The sequence below is a fragment of the Synechococcus sp. R5-12 genome, from assembly GCF_047502655.1.
Lineage (GTDB): Bacteria > Cyanobacteriota > Cyanobacteriia > Thermostichales > Thermostichaceae > Thermostichus.
Map to the genome: position 1 here is coordinate 1 of NZ_JANSIM010000153.1, position 17424 is coordinate 17424.

Genomic DNA, 17424 nt, shown 5'->3' on the forward strand with positions numbered 1-17424 from the left:
GCCCGCTCCGTACCGCTTAGCGGTCGGAGCCGGGTAGTTTACACCCGTTCCACATCCCAGAAGAAGAGGGATCCCGCTATAACCACCCCGTCTCCTTGCTGTTCTAGCCGGCTCACACCCCATCGAGCCCCGTACGGAGGCGGGCCGGTGAGTCGTCCTGAGCAAAGCATCCGTCCGGTGGCTTAGACTACACTAGTAAGGACTGACCCATCGTTTGGACTGGCATGATTCCCACCGTTATTGAGCAATCTGCGCGAGGCGAGCGCGCCTTTGACATTTACTCGCGTCTCTTGCGGGATCGGATCATTTTCTTGGGCACCCAGGTGGACGACGACATTGCTAACCTGATTGTGGCCCAGATGCTCTACTTAGAGTCCGAAGACCCTGAAAAAGACATCTACCTCTACATCAACTCCCCCGGCGGCTCTGTCTATGCTGGCATGGCCATTTACGACACCATGCAGCACATTCAGCCGGATGTCTCCACCATCTGCATTGGTTTGGCTGCCAGCATGGGAGCTTTTCTGCTGGCAGGGGGCACCAAAGGCAAGCGCATTGCCCTTCCCCACGCCCGCATCATGATCCACCAACCCCTTGGTGGAGCTCAGGGGCCAGCTACCGATATTGAAATTCAGGCCAAAGAGATCCTCTTCATCAAAAACAGCCTCAATAGCTTGCTGGCCTACCACACCGGTCAACCTCTAGAGCGCATCGAACGAGATACCGACCGCGACAACTTCATGACCCCAGAACAAGCCAAAGAGTACGGCCTCATCGACCAAGTGATCAGCAAGAGACCCCAGCCAACCCTGGCAGCCGTTTCTTAACCCTCCAGATCCTGTGGGTGGACTTGCTCCGCTCCCTCAAAGAAGGGAGCTTTTGATTTTGGCCAGGGATTCCACCCAAAGGATATTAAGAAAGCCAAAGAAATCTGTATTCTCAGCGGGAAGCAGGGGGCCTCACTTTAATTAAACTAATCAAACTCATAAAGAAAGTAATGATCAGCCCATTATTGCGGATGGTAGCTTAGGATTAAACCTATATAGAGTTGTGTTTGCCGAGATTCTAGCTTAGGCGCTGTATAAATTCCTTTCCGCTGGGTTTGTAAATCCAGGGAGTCGAAGCTAGTGATTGAAGGCGCTCGACTAGTGATTGAAGGCGCTCGAAAAGAAGGGTTTAGGGCTTCCATCCGCCTGGATGAAGAGTGTCTTAAAGCCCAACTTTGGCCTCATGGTTGTGGGGCGGTCTTATTCACGGAAACTCGGCGGTCTCGAGTTTTGGCCCTGAGTTTTTCCTCTTGGTTGCATCCGTGAAGGGCATTTTCTGGTTCTGTAATTCGTTCAGAGGGAGATCAACGTGGCCTACTCAGCAACCCAATCCAAAAGCGGTTATCAAGCCGGGGTGAAGGATTACCGACTCACCTATTACACTCCCGACTACACACCCAAGGATACCGATGTCTTGGCCTGTTTCCGAGTTACCCCTCAACCGGGCGTTCCTCCCGAAGAGGCGGGGGCAGCCGTGGCGGCTGAGTCTTCGACGGGCACCTGGACAACGGTATGGACCGATTTGCTTACCGACTTGGATCGGTACAAAGGCCGCTGCTATGACATCGAGCCGGTTCCCGGCGAAGACAACCAGTACTTCTGCTTCGTCGCCTATCCGCTGGATCTGTTCGAGGAAGGCTCGGTGACCAACATGCTCACCTCGATTGTGGGCAACGTTTTTGGCTTTAAGGCCCTAAAGGCGCTGCGGCTGGAAGATGTGCGGATCCCGGTGGCCTACCTGAAAACCTTCCAGGGCCCTCCCCACGGCATTCAGGTGGAGCGGGATAAGTTGAATAAGTATGGCCGTCCGCTGCTGGGCTGCACCATCAAACCCAAGTTGGGCCTTTCTGCCAAAAATTACGGGCGGGCCGTGTATGAAGCTCTGCGGGGCGGTTTGGACTTCACCAAAGACGACGAAAACATCAACTCCCAGCCCTTCCAGCGCTGGCGGGATCGCTACCTGTTCGTGATGGAGGCTGTCCACAAGGCCCAAGCAGAAACCGGCGAGATCAAGGGCCACTACCTGAATGTGACGGCGCCTACCTGTGAGGAGATGTTCAAACGGGCCGAGTTCGCCAAGGAGTTGGGCGCTCCCATCATCATGCACGACTACTTGACAGCCGGCTTTACTGCCAACACCAGCCTGGCCAAGTGGTGCCGGGATAACGGCATTCTGTTGCACATTCACCGTGCCATGCACGCGGTGATCGACCGGCAGAAGAACCATGGCATCCACTTCCGGGTGTTGGCCAAGTGTTTGCGCATGTCCGGTGGCGACCACCTGCACTCTGGGACGGTGGTGGGCAAGTTGGAAGGCGACCGCGCCATTACGATGGGCTTTGTGGATCTCATGCGGGAAAACTACGTAGAGGCCGATCGCTCCCGCGGCATTTTCTTCACCCAAGATTGGGCTTCCATGCCAGGGGTGATGCCAGTGGCTTCCGGTGGGATCCACGTTTGGCACATGCCGGCGCTGGTGGAAATCTTTGGCGACGACTCGGTGCTGCAGTTTGGCGGCGGAACCTTGGGACACCCCTGGGGCAACGCGCCGGGCGCAACCGCCAACCGGGTGGCCTTGGAAGCGTGTATCCAAGCTCGTAACGAAGGTCGAGATCTGGCCCGCGAAGGCAACGACATTATCCGGGAAGCAGCCAAGTGGTCGCCAGAGCTGGCGGCTGCCTGCGAGCTGTGGAAGGAAATCAAGTTCGAGTTCAAGGCCGTCGACACCCTCTAGAGATCTGCTGGGGGCAGGGGATCCCCACGGTTCTCTTGCCCTACTGGCCCCCTCCCTGGATCGGCAATGGATCTGAAACAGATCGCCAAAGACACCGCCAAGACCTTGATCAGCTACCTGACTTATCAGGCGATGCGCACGGTGCTGGCTCAACTGAGCGAAACAGATCCCCCCAGGGCTCTTTGGCTACAGCAGTTCTCCGCTCGGCAAAACCTTCAGGATGGGGAAGCCTACCTGTGGGCTTTGCTGGCTGAGCGTCCTGAGTTGGCCTATCGCATCATGACCGTTCGTGAACACATTGCTGCGGAGGTGGTCGATTACCTGCCGGAAATGGCCAAAGCCGGCATCCAGCAAGCCAACATGGAGCACCGCCGCAATCATCTAGAACGGATCACCTCAGCAACAGGATCCCTACCCGTTACCCACCCGGAAGCGGGATCCCCCCCACAAAACCCTAGGCTCGAAACGGAGTGACACCGATCATGCAAACCTTACCAAAAGAGCGCCGCTACGAAACCCTCTCCTATCTGCCGCCGCTGACGGATCTGCAGATCATCAAGCAGGTGCAGTACATCTTGGATCAGGGCTATATCCCTGCCATAGAGTTCAACGAATCTTCTGAACCGACGGTTCGCTACTGGACACTGTGGAAGCTGCCCCTGTTCAGCGCCACTTCTCCCCAGGAGGTGCTCAGTGAGGTGCAGGCTTGCCGCAGCGCCTACCCCAACTGTTTCATTCGCGTGGTGGGGTTCGACAACATTAAGCAATGCCAAGTGCTCAGCTTCCTGGTCTATAAGCCCAGCGGCCTGCGCTAAGGGAGCTCTGGTCAGCGAAAGGGGAGAGCTTCTCCCCTTTTGGTCAAGCCTCCTGGCTTGACTTCTTTGTATGGCCGTTCTCGGTGGCACGGCAATAGAGACCGTGGTTCGGTAATGGTCATGTACAACGTTGCCGTCAACGGGCAACCGGGGTTGGGAACCAGCCTCGTTGGTCTCGGATGTTGCAGCACTCCTTCAGAGACCTGCGGGTCTATGAAGCAACTGGGACAGAGGAAGGGACAAAAACCTCACTGTTAAGGGGATGGGGCACTAGAAACCCCATCTGCCTATACGGTGGGGTAGTTCATGGTGACCCTATTTCTAGGATCCGATGCCCATAAGGGATCCCAGCCCTACCGCCAGAAGAGCGGCCAGGGTTGTTTGAATACTGTTTACAACTTCGTTGGTCATCCAGGCCAAACGGGGTTGTAACACCACTCCCATCCAGCTTTCCGCCAGGGTGGCCAGGATCCCGGCCAGCCAGCAGATGACCAACCAGAATGGGCTGCCCCCTACCCATTCCCCGCCAATCCCCCAGGCCAACCCGGCCATCCCTGCCGCTGCCGCCACCCCCGCCAGGGATCCCTCTAGGCTCACGGCTCCTTCTGTGCCCGCCGGCACGGACTGGAAGGTGGTGATCAAAAAGGTCTTGCGGCCATAGGCTTTCCCCACCTCGCTGCTGACGGTATCGGCCAATTTCGCTGCAAAGCTGGCGCTGTATCCCAACCACCACAGGGGATGCGGGAAGAAAGCGTATCCTAGCGCACATACTGCCCCGGTTAAAGCGGATCCCCAGACGTTCTCCGGCCCTCGCGCCCCCTCTCGCTTTTCGGCGATCCCCTGCGCCTGCTTGCGCCGGATCCCCAGTTTGGTTACGGCTGTTCCCACTAAAAAATAGGCAGCTACCACCGCGTAGCCCCGCCCCCCCAGCCCCCCCCACACCAGCAGGCCCAGCAGGCCCGCGTGGATGACCCCTGCTCGCGTCAAAGCCTTCTGAGGGCTCAGCAGACCCAGCACCACCAGAGCCAGGTTGAGCCAGAGTGCCACCCCCCACTGACTCAGAAGCCACGCTTGCCACATATACCCTTAAACTTTAGCCACAGCAATTTGGCCAGATAATTCTCAGCACAAGCACCAATATAGCAATCCGTGTTAAATCGTAAAAAAATCTTTTATCGACTAAATGCCTCTCCCTGTAAACGTGCCGGTCAAATCTCCCACCACCCTCCTATTCCTCTTAGAAGGAATCAGCACCCGGCCTTCCCTTGTCTATCCTCTCCCTGAATTCCTGAGAATCTTATCCCCTATCACCTTCGTATGCTCTTCTTGCCAACTCTCTGGTAATGCCTCTGCTTGGGTAATATCCTGCTTTGCCCTGCTGTGATTCTAAACACTAACGGCTTCCCCAAACCATCCACACTCACATGGATCTGAGTGCTGTATCCACCTCGACTCCTCCCCAAAGCTTGCTCCCCTTTTTTTGCGGCTGCCCAGGGGTGAGCACGAACGACAGTTGAGTCAAGGATAAGATGCTCTAAGTCAGGGTCTTTCCCAAACTCCCAAGCAACTCCAGCGATGGAATCTCTGGTGTATCATTTTCCATATCTTTTTGGGAGGTAGCGCCACGCGGATCCAGAGCGAGCTATTACAGCAGGCCTTGGATAAACTGTTTGCATCCTGCCTCTTTGCCGATGTGGATCTGGATTCTGTTTTCAGGAAAGCTATAATTTTTTGCTATTTTATTTGCTGTGATCTGCAGCAAGATAACTCATCAGACCTTACCCAAAAACTGTCCTTATCATAACTAAATGCAAAAAACCTAACGACTACACCTTCTGCCGTTCAACCGGGATCTTCAGCCAACGGCTCAGCTCCGCGGCCAGCCATTCCAACTCTGGCTCTTGCAGATCCTTTAGCTCGTACTTGCGGTTGCCCGCCCAGATGTTCAACTGTGGGCTTACCTCCACCCGATCCCCATCGGAATCCCGTCGGGTATGGCGCGGAATCAGCTCTAGCCGGTCAATATCCCATCGCCGACTGGGGGGAACGTTGCCAAACCTCAGGCCAAGCACCTCGTGAACCAGGCGAATGTATTCTGTGTCGATCCGTAGGTGGGCCTTGCCGAATAGGCCGTAGAGGATCCCGCCCACCATCCCCAACCCCACCGTCCAGAAGGGCAGCATGAATAGGCCAAGCACCAGATTGGCCGGAAAAGGCTCAAGCACAACCGATATGATCGTGAAAAAGGTGGTGAAGGAGTTCCAAGCGATGGCGAAAGGCAGCAACGCCAAAACACCGGTTTGCCGGGCCGGGATCACCACCTGAAAGGTCTGTTCGGACTTGTGCAGTTGAATCCGGCTGCCTGCTGGCTGTCGAGTAGGGACTGCTGCTGCGTCTGAGGGAATCAAGGCAGGACGACGATCCAAATGCTCCAGCGCCTCCAGGGCCTGCCGGGCGGAAGCGGGACGATCTGCCGCCAAAGGTTCCGTCATCCACCGCAGCCAGTCGCGGAAGGGCGGGCTCAGGTGCACCGCTTGCTCGAACACAATCCGGGCTCCCTCCTGGGGCAGATCCGCCGGGTGTTGGCCGGTGAGCAGGTGAATCAGGGTGGCACCTAAGCTGTAGAGATCGGAAGCGGGCACGGTTCTGCCGCCAAATTGCTCTAGGGGCATGTAGCCGTAGCTCCCCACCACGGTGTAGGATCCCTGCTCCCGGGGGGCAGCCGCCTGAACCGAGCCAAAATCCACTAGGTACACCTGCTGGTCGGATCCCAAGAGAATGTTGCTGGGCTTGAGATCTCGGTGAATGACGGGGGGATGGAGTTCGTGCAGGTAGACGAGAATGCGCAGCAGCTTTTGCGCCAGCTCCCGCACCTCCGGCTCGGCAAAGCGCCGCCCTTGCTCCATCCACTCCTGCAAAGAGGGGGCGTCGATGTAGGTTTGCACCAGGGCCAGGCCCCGTCCTCCCTCAAAGCTAACCTCGAAGTGGTCGCGGTATTGGGGAATGGCCGGATGGGAGAGGGTCTGCAGGATCTGGGCTTCCCGCTCGAACAGCTTCAGGTCGGCCCAATCAAAGTCTGGCCCAAAGAGCAGCAGCTTGATCACAACCTGCTCCGAGGTGAGCAAATCCTGGGCCAGATAGGTGTGTCTGCCGCTGCGCTTGCTCAATCGCCGCTCTGGCCGATAGCGACTGTGCCAAATTGGACGCTCTGGAGCCATATCCCCTCCTCAGGTCTGACCCTGCTGGTTGTTTCAGCTTTAGCTTATCCTTGTCCCTTTTGGATCCCTGCCGCCGCGCCCCTCAAAAACCGACTAGAGTGAGTGAAGAGATGTGAAGTAAGCTCTCAGGTTGTATGGCCTCGCACCTGAAGATTCAAAAAATCCTTTATGTACGGCTGCCCTGCAACCCCATTTTTCCCATCGGGGTAGTCTATCTGGCCGATCATGTCCACAAGCTGTTCCCCCAAGTTGAGCAGCGCATCTTCGATATGGGCACCTTCCCGCCCTTGGATTTTCGCCGCCGCATGCTGGAGCAAATCGATCAGTTTCAGCCGGATTTGCTGGTTTTCTCTTGGCGGGATATTCAAGTCTATGCGCCGGTGAACGGGCGGGCCGGCAATCTACTGCAACACTCTTTTGAGTTTTTCTACGCCCGCAACCCCCTGAAAAAATTGCGGGGATCCCTGAATAGCCTCAGGCTGGTGCTGGCCTACTATGGCGAGATTTGGCGCAACACCCGGCTGGTCTGGCAGGGGATCCGCAGGGCCAGGCGCTACAAACCTCACGCTGAAGCGGTGTTGGGGGGTGGGGCAGTCAGCGTCTTCTATGAACAATTGGGCCGCTATCTGCCCAAAGGCACCATCATCTCGGTAGGGGAGGGGGAAACCCTGCTGGAAAAAGTAATCCAAGGGCAAAGCCTTGCTGCAGAGCGTTGCTATCGGGCCAAGCTGGAACAGCCTCGCCCAGGCTTGATCCACGAGCCGCCCCAACCTCTGCAAAAAACCGCCTGTGATTACACCTACATCACCGCCATTTGGCCGGAAATTGACTACTACTTAGAAGGGGGCGACTTTTACATTGGGGTACAAACCAAGCGCGGCTGCCCCCACAACTGCTGCTACTGCATCTACACCGTCATCGAAGGCAAGCAGGTGCGCCTCAACCCTGTGGATGAGGTGATCCGAGAAATGATGCAGTTGTACGAGCGAGGAGTGCGAAACTTTTGGTTTACTGACGCCCAGTTTATCCCTGCCCGCCGCTACATTGAGGATGCGGAGGAATTGCTGCAGAAAATCCTTGATGCCGGCATGACCGATATTCGTTGGGCTGCCTATATTCGGGCCGACAACCTCACCCCAAAGCTGGCCGAGCTCATGGTGAAAACCGGCATGAGCTACTTCGAGATCGGCATCACCAGCGGATCCCAGGAGCTGGTGCGCAAAATGCGCATGGGCTATAACCTGCGCACGGTACTGGAGAGTTGCCGCTACCTCAAACAGGCAGGATTTAACGACCTGGTTTCGGTCAATTACTCCTTTAATGTTATCGACGAGCGACCGGAAACCATTCGGCAAACAGTACGGTACCATCGCGAGCTGGAAGCCATCTTTGGTCGCGACAAAGTTGAGCCGGCCATCTTCTTCATCGGCCTGCAACCCCACACTCATCTAGAAGATTTTGCTCGCAAAATCGGTGTTATCGACGACCGCTTTAACCCCATGCACATGACTCCTTGGACGGCGCGCAAACTGCTCTGGAACCCAGAACCCCTGGGATCCTTTTTTGGGGAAGTGTGTCTAGAAGCTTGGGATCGCAACCCCCATGATTTTGGCCGCGAGGTGATGGATATTCTGGAGCGTCGTCTTGGCCTGGCAGAGTTGGAAGAAGCCCTGAGCGCGCCTCTAACAGGGGTTTACGTGTCTTAGCTCTTGGGCCAGCAGCCTCGCTGAACCGGGCAGGATATGCTGGTCCGAAAGGAGGGATCCCTGTTGGGGTAAGGTGGCTGGCCTTCGAAGGCAGCCGGTTCTCCCTCTGTTCTGCAACCAACTGCTCCCATGCCTACTCTGCCTGCTTCCCCCACCTACTACCAACAGCTGGGGCTTTCTCCCCAAGCCAGCCTGGAGGAGATCAAAGCTGCCTACCGCCAGCGGGCACGCGAACTGCACCCGGATCGGTTGCCTGCCGATATCCCCGCAGGGTTGCGGCAGTTGGCCCAGCGGGAGTTCCTCCAGCTACAACACGCCTACCGAGTTCTCAGCGATAGCCAGCAGCGTCGGGCTTACGATCTCAGCCTCATGTCCAAACCCTTGCCTCCTCATGCGCCGGTGCAGGTGGTGCTTGAGCCGACTGCGACCTCTGTCAGTTGGCTCGCCCTCTTGAGTGCTGGACTGATAGGGGCTGCTCTGTGTTTGGCGGGCTTGGCCCTTTGGAATGCCCTCAACCCGGCCCAAGACTTGGACGCAGCCGGCAGAGTGGCCCTCCAGGCTCCTGCCAACCCGGATCCCTCTCCCTCGCCCAGGCCAGACTCCGGATGGGATGGGGATCTGCCCGCAACCTCTTCAGAGACGATGACCTCGGCCCCGGCTAGTCTTTCTGAAGCCACCTCTCCACCTTCTTCTGAGCAGATTGACCGCTTTGCCCGCACCCTCCTGGCGGTGCAACCTCTTCTGGAGAGCACCCAAAATCGCCTCCAACAGGCCAACAGCAGCGAGGAACGTCGGCAAATCGAACAACAGTTTGAGGCTGCTGCTGCCGAGATCATCGTCGCCCATCAACTGACCCCAGAGGACTATCAGCGCATCTCCGCCAGCGCCCAATTGGATCCGCAGGTGGCAGCCGCCATCACCGCAGCCGTGCGCCGTTGGAGGTCTCCGTCGCGCTAGCGGGACAGGGCCCTTGCGGCCAGCCGTGGAGAAAACACCTCGTAGATGACCGTCAAAGGCTGGCCCCTGTGCAACAAAAGATAATGCCTAGCCCAGAAGGGACCGGGACACTGCAGCAGCCGGGCAACCGGGTCTGCCTCGCCGTGGTAAAGGCCGCGCAGCTCGCGAAAGGTCTCCAGTTTTTCTTGGATCAGATTTTGGCCAATGGGCTGATCGGGATGGGGCAAGTATTGGGCCAAATGTTCAGAGTTCCACCAAGAGGTGGCATAGAGCAAGGGCTGTTGAGAGGTTGCCCCGCACAGCCAAACCCGCCGCCGCATCAAAGGGGATCCCAGCCGCCCCAAATCTCTGGCCAGCTGTTGCATGGACTTGGGGGCAGTGCCCTGCTCTGCCTGTAAATCAACCCGGCCCGTGTCCAGCAGATGAGCCTGAATCGGCTCTTGGATCAAGGCAGCAAGATTACGGGTGGTAAAGCCATCCCCCAAAAGCAGCAAGCGCAGCACGGGATCCACCTGCACCAGCTCAGGCTGTACCGGGTCTGGCTCCCCCTGCCAATGCAGCTGTAGAGGCCACCAATCGCCTTGGCCAGAGGAGACATTGCCCAAAGAGCCATCCGCAGAACGGAGAGCAGCGCTCCAAGGGGATCCGGCAGCGTCGGCATGGCAGGTGAGGGGAGAAGGGGAAAGTTCCAAGGCAGCGGTTCAGTTGTTAAGTTCTGTATCGCCCTTAGTCTAACCCACCCACCATCTCTGCTCTGAGGAGTTTCCTAGCTCGTGCCCGGCTGAACCAACAGCCGCACCACCCAGGGGACGACCACGACGACACTGATCAGGCGTGCCAAGTGCATGACCACCACTGTGCTGGTTTGGGCTCCCATGTCCAGGGCTATCAGGCTCATGTCGGAAATGCCTCCTGGAGCTGTGCCCAAGATGGCAGTCAAGCGCTCGATCCCCAGCCAACGGGAGATCAGGTACCCCGACAAGACCCCCGTGCCCACCGCAATCACTGTACAGAGCAGGGCTGGTCGCCACAGATCTTTCAGGGCCAGAAGCGTATCGGCAGTGAGCTTAGTACCCAAAAGAATGCCCAACACCACCTGCATGGCAAAACGGATCCCGGCTGGGGGAGCGGGAATTGGGATCGCCCCCCAGACATTCACCAGACCCACCGCCACCATGGAGCCCACCAGCGCTCCTGCCGGAAGCCTCAGCTTGACCCCGATCAGGGCGCCGGCCAGCCCGATCAACACCGTCCAGAGATAGCTCATCATTTGGGCTTAGCTTTGAGAAAAGAGGAACGCTGTGAGTCCGGGCCTGGCCCAACTCCTCCACGGCACTGGGCACAGACGCCGTAGAAGTCAAGCACATGGTACTCGATCGCAAATTGGTATCGGCTGGAAAGCTGTGCCTCCAAATCTTCCACCGGACAATCGGGCAAAGGCACCACCCGCCGACATTCGGTGCAGATCAGGTGGTGGCGGTTGTGGCCATTGCTGGGCAGAACCTGGTAGTAGGTCTGCTGATCTCCCAAGTTGACCGCCTGCAGCTTGCCCTCATTGCGCAGAGCATCCAAAACTCGATAAACCGTGGCCAGACCGACGGTGTGGTTGGCATTGCGCAACTCCAAAAAGATCTCTTGCGCCGAAAGGGGCTGCGACTGCTGCTCTAGCACCTCCAGAATCAATTTCTGGTTGCGGGTCTGGCGGGAAGAAGACATGATCCCTTCGTGTAGGTCGTTCTTGGGGGTCAACGCTCAGCGTCTGCCTCAGCTTTCATGCGCTCTAGGGTCTGGTGCATCTGGTCAAACATTTGGGTCAGGGAGAGCCCAAACCCCCCAAGCTGAGTTTGCAGTTGTTTGATGGTCATTTGAGCCATAAAGTCGTCGGAGAGTTCCAGCCGCTTCATGAAAATGCGCTGGCGCTCCAGCAACTCCTCCATCTGTTCGATGAAGATTTTTTTGCCTTCCCGGTCGAATTGGCCGTACCGTTGACCAAGCTGCATCAGGTTTTGGAAATCCTGAAACAGTTGCTTGGCTTCCTCTTGGACGATCTCAGAGTCGAAGAAGCTCATGGCCTTCCGTTTGCCCTGAATAAACTGCATTGGGTATACCCATCCTATCCGAATCCGATTGCCTCAGCAGGAGGCAACCCCTCCTGCGAGTACGGGATCCCGCCCTTCTGGCTCAGGATAGACTCTGGCTTGTTTGCCTCGGTGTCCGGTATGCTTCCGTTTCCTTGCGTTAAGGCTTACACTCAGCCGGCTGTGGCCCGGCGGTGGTGCGAACGGGTGCAGGGATCCCGACCTCTGTTTCTGGCCTGCTTGGGGTTTACCGAAACGGCTCTTGTTCCGGGCATTTCGGCTGCCGGCGCTACCCCCTCCTTGCGTCGCTACACAGCTCTTGCCGATGGGGAAGTGTTGCTGGCGGGCCATTCTCACCGCTTGCCCACCTCTCCGGATGGCTATCCTTCCCCAGTGGTGATCAGCTGCGCCATCCTGAGGGAGTTGGGGATCCCGTGCCGAGTGTTCGATTGTGGCTTGCCGGAACCTTTGCCGGGGGCAGAAATGGTGAGCTCTGGGGGAGTGGCCCGCTGCTTGAGCACAGGACAGGCTCTGTCTTTGGAGCAGGTGGGATCCCTTTGGCAAGAAGGGTACGACCGCGGATCCCGGCTGGAGCAAGGCTACTGTGTGATTGGGGAGTGTGTGGCAGGGGGCACCACCACGGCGCTGGCGGTGTTGTTGGGACTGGGGTGGGCAGCAGAGGGCATGGTAAACAGCAGCCACCCGGTCTGCAACCACGCCCAAAAGCTGGCCTTGGCCCGGCAGGGATTGGCCCGTCTGCCAAGGGGAGCTTCTGCTGCTGAGGTGGTGGCGGCAGTGGGGGATCCCATGCAGCCCTTTGTGGCCGGGTTGGCGATGGGCGCAGCGCAACGGGGAGCGGTGCTGCTGGCAGGGGGAACCCAAATGTTGGCGGTGCTGGCCTTGATGCAGCGCTGGGGGGAAGAGCAGGGGATCCCTTGGCCCCCAGAGAACGTGGTTGTGGGAACCACCCGCTGGGTGGCAGAGGATCCCTCGGGCAATACGGTGGCCTTGGCAGAATTGTTGGGGGTTGCTCCCCTTTTGGCCACCCAACTGAGCTTTGCCAATAGCCGCTATCTGCCTCTACAGGCTTACGAGCGGGGCTATGTCAAGGAAGGGGTGGGGGCGGGTGGGCTGGCCATTGCCAGCAGCCTTCACGCCGGTTGGGGCCAAGCGGAGCTGTTGGCAGCAGTTGAGCGCAGCTACGAACGCCTGGTGCTTCAGGCCGGCTCCAAGGGGGCCATGGTCAACCCCTCCCGCAGCAATTGCTGATGGTAGAGCTCCGCCTGTTCTTGAGGGCCGACCCAAACAACTGCTTGCCCTTCGGCATCCACCTGCACGGTCAGTTGCCGCGCTAGGGGCAAAGTCATGCCGGGGATGTATTTCAGCAGACATTCCGTAACGTGCTGAAAGGTATTGAAATCGTCATCCAAGACGATCACCTTGAAGTGGGGGTAGGGCTGGCGAACCTGGGTTCTCGAGGGCGAGAACTGCTGAGCAGGTCGAGTTGGAGCTTCCGTAGTCATAGCAGAAGAGATCGACACAACTACCGAGTAACTTGGGTCTCTCAGGGGTGAGAAACCGGTCGCTTCTGATGATCTATCTCTATCTAGTTTCTAGTCTAATTGGCATCTTGTTGGCAGCTTGTGTCTGTATTCGGATCCCTTGTCGGTCGTTGGCGTCAGCGATAGAGCATGGTTCCTCTAAAGCTCTTCCCGCAGCGGGCGGCGGGGCTTTTGCCCGCCGAAGTGGCGCTCGAAATACAGGGCAGTGGCCCGGCGTAGAATCCCGGCTTGGGCAAGGGCCTGACACAGGGATCCGCCTGGCGGCAGGTGCTTCTGGATCTGTTCGATTTGGGCGGCGCTGACCAATCCAGAAGCCTTGAGGTAGTCGGCCACGTGGCGTCCCCCTGCCAGTTGAACAGAGTAGCCCCCTTCGCTGAAAAATTTGACGGTCTCCGGCTTGAGGCCGCTGTGGTGGGCCAGCACATCCGTGAAGGTGCCCCCTTCCTTTTCCCAAGCGTGAATGACAGTTTCGATGCCGGCATTGTCGATTAGGCCAGCCGCCCGCAATTGGGTCAATACCCGCTGTACCCAGGGGGTAGCCCGCTGTAGAGCTTCCAAGTCCTCTTCCCCCAAATATTGCTGCGGGGGCAATTCGCTTTCTGGGGCACTCAGCTCGGCTGCCCAGTCGGCTACGGTCAGGGCCTTGAGATCCTCTGTCTCTGGCCGGGCTTTCTCTGGAGCTGGGGTCGGTGCGGCTGAAGGTGGGGAAGTTCGCCGGGCTTCGGCTACCGCTGCGGCTAGAGCACGGTTTTCCGCTTGGGCCGCCTGCAGTTGGGCCTGGAGCTGGCTCACTTGGGCTTGGGCTTCCTGCAAGCGATCTTGAGTTTCTCGCAGTTGGGCTTGGGTTTCTTGGAGCTGCACCTGCAAGCGGTGGGTGGCCTCGGCAGCTTCTTGGCGAACGTGGGCTAGGTCGGCAGTTAAGCGCTGTTTCGTGGACTGGGCCAGTTGGAGTTGATGTTGGTGCTCCTGCAGCGATTGGTTCAGGGCGGCCACTTGGGCTTCCATTTGCTGCAGAGTATGACGCAGGTGGGTTTGCTCTTGGAGCTGCTGTGCCTGATCCTGCTGTATCTTCTGCTGCTCCTGCAATCGGGATCCCAGCTTTTGCAGCTGGTGTTTGGCCTGAGATTGCCATTCTGTCAACTCGTGGCAGCGGCGCCGCAGGGTCTCCAGCTCTGCTTGGGCGGCTTGCAATTGCGCGGATCCCTGAGCTTGCTGAGCTTGGAGTTGCTCCTCCAGTTCCCGAATGCGCTGCTGGGCAGCCTTTTGTTGTTCAGTGCCCTGCTGGATTTGGGCTTCCAATTGGGCAATGCGCTGCTGCTGCTCCTGCTGGCGGGCTTGATAGTCGGCAACCTGCTGCAGCGATTGTTCGACCAGGAGCTGTTGCTGCTGCCGCTGCTGCTCCAGTTGCGCTTCTAAGATGGCAATTTGCTCTTGGTAGCGCTCCAGCTGGGCTTTGTATTGCTGGGTAACTCTGTAGGTCTCTTGGGCTACCTGTAGAGGGGAGACATAAAGAGGGGGCTGATCGGGAATGGTGGACCACTGCTCCACCATCACTTCCCAACTGTTGGCAGCTCCTTTCTGGCGCCGCAGCCGCTGCTGCTTGTCCAAGGCCCATTCCAACCAGTGGGGTTGTACCCAGCCCTGCTGCACCAAGATCTCCCCCAGCTTGCGCTCCGGGTGCTGCCGCTGCTGAATCAGGGCCTGATGGATGTGCTCCAGCTCCAGATACCCATGCAGCATCAAGATCTCGCCGATACGCACCAGTTCGACCGGGATCAACGGATAGAGATCTTGGGGGGCAATCCAGCCGTGCTGCATACACAGCTCCCCCAACATCAAGGGGGTATCGGCCTTTTCCCACATGGCCTGAGCCAGTTGGGCGGGGGTGAGCAGTCCTGCTCGGTTGAGGGCTTCTCCCAAGCGGATCTCAAACTTTTCCTGCTCGATGGCGGTTGGGGTGGGGCTGGTCGGCGGATTCATTGGGCCTCTCGGACGGGAAGAGTAAGCTCTGCTACAACTATCGTAGTGGAAAATCCTTAGAGAAGTAGCATGCTGCAACCGAAACGCATTTTGTCAAGCCGAGGATCCACGGATTTTGCCGGAACGTCAGTCTTTAAGCCTCAAGAGGGGCGCTGTTCTTGGCTTTGGGCGAACTGTTGCAGCCGCCGCAGCATCAGCAATTGTCCCAAGCCCAAGGGCAGGAGAGAGACGGCCTCTACCCGCAACTGCACCCAGCCGTTCCCCCACAGCCAGTCACAGTAGCCATCGGCTCCTCCCCACATCAGCAGGCGCAGCCGTTCCGGCAGCAGGGTTTCGACCTGGTGCATGATCGAGAGGGGGCCCCATTGGGCCGCAAAGGTGCTGCCCAGCTCCAGCCTTTCGGGAAGGGATCCCTGCAGTTGCTGGGGCCAGATCCACTGCTGCAGCAACCCCACTTCTGTCAGACAGCGCTGCATCGTCGATGCACTGGCCTCGACTTCAACCCGGATGGTGGATGATTGAAATGTTCCTAACATATCCGTTCCGCATGGGCGAGCTGGTGACCGGCACAACAGTCTGTGCCACGGTTCTCCCGGCGATGCCTGACTCTATTCTGGTCAATTTGTAGGGTTTGCCCACCCTTTCTCAGCAATCTTGTCTTTGAATCGTCCCCATTTGGTAGCTATCTTTGCCCAGAGCTTGGATGGAAAGATCGCAGCCCATCGAGCGCAGAGGCCCTCCTTCAGCAGCCCTGAGGACTATCGGCATTTGGAAACCCAAGCTGCTCAGCAACAGGCTTTGATCATGGGGGCAGCCACTCTGCGGGCCTACGGCACCAGTCTGCGTATTCGGGATCCCGAGTTGATCCAACGCAGAACTGCTCAGGGCCTCTCTCCCCAGCCCCTGACGATCATCTGCTCTGGCAGCGGAGATATTCCTGAGGATTTGCCGTTTTTTCGCCAGCCCCTCACCCGTTGGCTGTGGACAACTCCCAAGGGATCCCAAATTTGGCAGAACCGAACCGGCTTTGAGGATATCTGGGTGGCTGCCGATTGGGATCTGCCGGCACGGCTGGCCCGCCTGCGCAGCTTGGGCATTGAACGGGTGGGGTTGTTGGGCGGGGGGCGGCTTTTGGGGGCATTTCTGCAGGCAGGAGCCTTGGATGAGCTGTGGGTTACCCTCGCTCCGGTGCTGCTGAGTGGATACGCCGATGCCCCTGCCAGCATTGAGGGTTGGCAAGTGCAGGGATCCCCGCCCCAGTTGGAGCTGCTGGAATGCCGCCGTGGCTCCAAGGAGCTGTTTTTGCGCTACCGAGTCGAGTGGCCCTGAGAAATGCTCGACACAAACACAAAAATTTTTGGACAAATTCAGATTTCCCAGAAATCCACAGGTTTTCCCCAGGCTTTCCACAGGCGGGCGGGCCGTTTTCCACAGGGCTTTTTCCTCGGGGGGCGGCATCGGGGGTTTCTGTGGAAAAGTTGAGGTGGGTAAGGTTCAGGCGACTACACCCTGAGAAACGTAACGGGATCGCGCCGTTTTTTCCGATCCCATCAAGGCCAATGGAGAGCTTTTGTCCTGTTGGATCCCTGGCTTGGGATTGACATCCCCCATAGGGCAGAGGGCAGAATAGCCCCACCTGAGGGCGAGTGGTGTGGAGATTTTCCCGAGCGCTCTCCTTAGAAAGAAAAGACTTCATCTGTTCTACGGCCCACGACAGGCTTAGGAACAGTTGTGCATGCCCTCCCTCCCATCCGCTGGGATAGGGGCAAGCTATGAACCTATATTGCTTGCTTTTCTGCTTGCGAGCCTGCTGAGGCTCTTGGCCTATCTAGGTTGGGTTTTGATGTTGCGGGTTCGCTCTGTTCGAGCTGCCCAAGTTTTGGCTGTGGCCGCAGGTTTTGCGGGATGCCGTTTTCTCCCCTCTTGACCCCGAGTGAGTGGTTGGACTATGAGTTCTCACAGCGTTAGCATTTTGAGCGAAATTCCCGAGGAGCTGCATGACACCCTCCAAAACTACCTCTCCCGCCATCCCGACTGGGATCAGGATCGGGTGGTGACGGCAGCGCTCTCGTTATTCCTGCTCCAAAGCGGGGAGAGCGACCGGCGGGCGGCACGCATCTACTTGGACAGCCTGTTTCGCCGCAACTGAGCCCCAGGGATGGCCTGTGAAAAGTGGGGCAGTGGGAACCTTTTGTTAGCCTGAGTAGGGATCCTGTCCCACCGCTGTCATTTGGACACTGAGGGGAGGGGGCTAAGAAGTGAAAGGGATCTCAAAAGAGGCAAAAAAGAGCATGACTCTAGTCAATAATAAGCTCAACTATACTGAA

At 57.9% G+C, this 17424-nt stretch carries 18 protein-coding genes and 1 pseudogene; 9 read left to right on the plus strand and 10 right to left on the minus strand.

Annotation, left to right across the window (positions count from 1 at the left end; genetic code table 11):
• The first annotated feature begins 224 nt into the window (after window positions 1-224).
• The 4 genes from clpP (at window position 225) to NW843_RS08865 (ending at window position 3596) form a co-directional block, all read left to right on the plus strand.
• Complete coding sequence (clpP, locus tag NW843_RS08850; protein ID WP_011434140.1) at window positions 225-827, plus strand: ATP-dependent Clp endopeptidase proteolytic subunit ClpP; 603 nt, start codon at window positions 225-227, stop codon at window positions 825-827.
• 529 nt (window positions 828-1356) lie between these two features.
• Window positions 1357-2781 (plus strand): form I ribulose bisphosphate carboxylase large subunit, encoded by a 1425-nt coding sequence (locus tag NW843_RS08855; protein ID WP_011434138.1) that lies wholly within the window; start codon window positions 1357-1359, stop codon window positions 2779-2781.
• Between the two features lie 66 nt (window positions 2782-2847).
• Window positions 2848-3255, plus strand: coding sequence for a RuBisCO chaperone RbcX (gene rcbX / locus NW843_RS08860; RefSeq protein WP_414522713.1), 408 nt, complete (start codon window positions 2848-2850; stop codon window positions 3253-3255).
• Window positions 3256-3263: 8 nt separating this feature from the next.
• The gene (locus NW843_RS08865) at window positions 3264-3596 is read left to right on the plus strand and encodes a ribulose bisphosphate carboxylase small subunit (RefSeq protein ID WP_011434136.1); all 333 of its coding nucleotides are present in this window, start codon (window positions 3264-3266) and stop codon (window positions 3594-3596) included.
• A 321-nt stretch (window positions 3597-3917) separates the two neighbouring features.
• Here the strand turns inward: NW843_RS08865 and NW843_RS08870 are convergent, their stop codons facing one another.
• From NW843_RS08870 to NW843_RS08880, 3 genes and pseudogenes are all read right to left on the minus strand, one after another.
• Complete coding sequence (locus NW843_RS08870) at window positions 3918-4676, minus strand: TIGR00297 family protein (RefSeq protein WP_414522714.1); 759 nt, start codon at window positions 4674-4676, stop codon at window positions 3918-3920.
• Window positions 4677-4749: 73 nt separating this feature from the next.
• A pseudogene (locus NW843_RS08875) lies at window positions 4750-5324 on the minus strand (IS5 family transposase); the annotation flags it as partial.
• A 98-nt stretch (window positions 5325-5422) separates the two neighbouring features.
• On the minus strand, window positions 5423-6814 hold the full coding sequence (locus tag NW843_RS08880; protein WP_414522715.1) for a serine/threonine protein kinase: 1392 nt from the start codon (window positions 6812-6814) through the stop codon (window positions 5423-5425).
• Window positions 6815-6948: 134 nt separating this feature from the next.
• Here NW843_RS08880 and NW843_RS08885 point away from each other — a divergent pair, with 134 nt between their 5' ends.
• Together NW843_RS08885 and NW843_RS08890 are read left to right on the plus strand one after the other, a co-directional pair.
• Window positions 6949-8520: a photosystem II high light acclimation radical SAM protein gene (locus NW843_RS08885; RefSeq protein WP_414522716.1), complete on the plus strand. Its 1572-nt coding sequence runs from the start codon at window positions 6949-6951 to the stop codon at window positions 8518-8520.
• Between the two features lie 129 nt (window positions 8521-8649).
• Window positions 8650-9477: a DnaJ domain-containing protein gene (locus NW843_RS08890; protein WP_011434132.1), complete on the plus strand. Its 828-nt coding sequence runs from the start codon at window positions 8650-8652 to the stop codon at window positions 9475-9477.
• Here NW843_RS08890 and NW843_RS08895 read toward each other — a convergent pair.
• The 4 genes from NW843_RS08895 to NW843_RS08910 all read right to left on the minus strand — a co-directional run bounded on the left by NW843_RS08895 (window position 9474) and on the right by NW843_RS08910 (window position 11546).
• Window positions 9474-10169 carry a chorismate pyruvate-lyase family protein gene (locus tag NW843_RS08895; protein ID WP_414522719.1) on the minus strand — a complete coding sequence of 232 codons (696 nt, stop codon included), beginning with the start codon at window positions 10167-10169 and terminating at the stop codon, window positions 9474-9476. The genes NW843_RS08890 and NW843_RS08895 overlap by 4 nt on opposite strands.
• Window positions 10170-10243: 74 nt before the next feature.
• Window positions 10244-10747, minus strand: a complete 504-nt coding sequence (locus tag NW843_RS08900) for an AbrB family transcriptional regulator (protein ID WP_414330730.1) — start codon at window positions 10745-10747, stop codon at window positions 10244-10246.
• Complete coding sequence (locus tag NW843_RS08905) at window positions 10744-11193, minus strand: Fur family transcriptional regulator (protein ID WP_414522720.1); 450 nt, start codon at window positions 11191-11193, stop codon at window positions 10744-10746. The genes NW843_RS08900 and NW843_RS08905 overlap by 4 nt, the downstream gene beginning before the upstream one ends.
• Window positions 11194-11222: 29 nt before the next feature.
• The gene (locus NW843_RS08910) at window positions 11223-11546 is read right to left on the minus strand and encodes a DUF1825 family protein (RefSeq protein WP_011434128.1); all 324 of its coding nucleotides are present in this window, start codon (window positions 11544-11546) and stop codon (window positions 11223-11225) included.
• Window positions 11547-11696: 150 nt separating this feature from the next.
• On the opposite strand from NW843_RS08910, the gene cobT reads away from it, so the two are divergent.
• A complete protein-coding gene (gene cobT / locus NW843_RS08915) occupies window positions 11697-12824 on the plus strand; it encodes a nicotinate mononucleotide-dependent phosphoribosyltransferase CobT (protein ID WP_414418071.1) in 1128 nt (375 codons plus the stop codon).
• Here cobT and clpS read toward each other — a convergent pair.
• From clpS to NW843_RS08930, 3 genes are all read right to left on the minus strand, one after another.
• Window positions 12773-13078 carry an ATP-dependent Clp protease adapter ClpS gene (clpS, locus tag NW843_RS08920; RefSeq protein ID WP_011434126.1) on the minus strand — a complete coding sequence of 102 codons (306 nt, stop codon included), beginning with the start codon at window positions 13076-13078 and terminating at the stop codon, window positions 12773-12775. The two genes, cobT and clpS, sit on opposite strands and share 52 nt — an antisense overlap.
• Window positions 13079-13255: 177 nt before the next feature.
• Window positions 13256-15097 (minus strand): hypothetical protein, encoded by a 1842-nt coding sequence (locus NW843_RS08925; RefSeq protein WP_414522721.1) that lies wholly within the window; start codon window positions 15095-15097, stop codon window positions 13256-13258.
• Between the two features lie 140 nt (window positions 15098-15237).
• A complete protein-coding gene (locus tag NW843_RS08930; protein WP_011434124.1) occupies window positions 15238-15633 on the minus strand; it encodes a hypothetical protein in 396 nt (131 codons plus the stop codon).
• A gap of 124 nt (window positions 15634-15757) precedes the next feature.
• On the opposite strand from NW843_RS08930, the gene NW843_RS08935 reads away from it, so the two are divergent.
• Window positions 15758-16426, plus strand: coding sequence for a RibD family protein (locus tag NW843_RS08935; RefSeq protein WP_414522722.1), 669 nt, complete (start codon window positions 15758-15760; stop codon window positions 16424-16426).
• A 619-nt stretch (window positions 16427-17045) separates the two neighbouring features.
• On the plus strand, window positions 17046-17246 hold the full coding sequence (locus NW843_RS08940) for a DUF2811 domain-containing protein (protein WP_041436785.1): 201 nt from the start codon (window positions 17046-17048) through the stop codon (window positions 17244-17246).
• Window positions 17247-17424 lie beyond the last annotated feature (178 nt).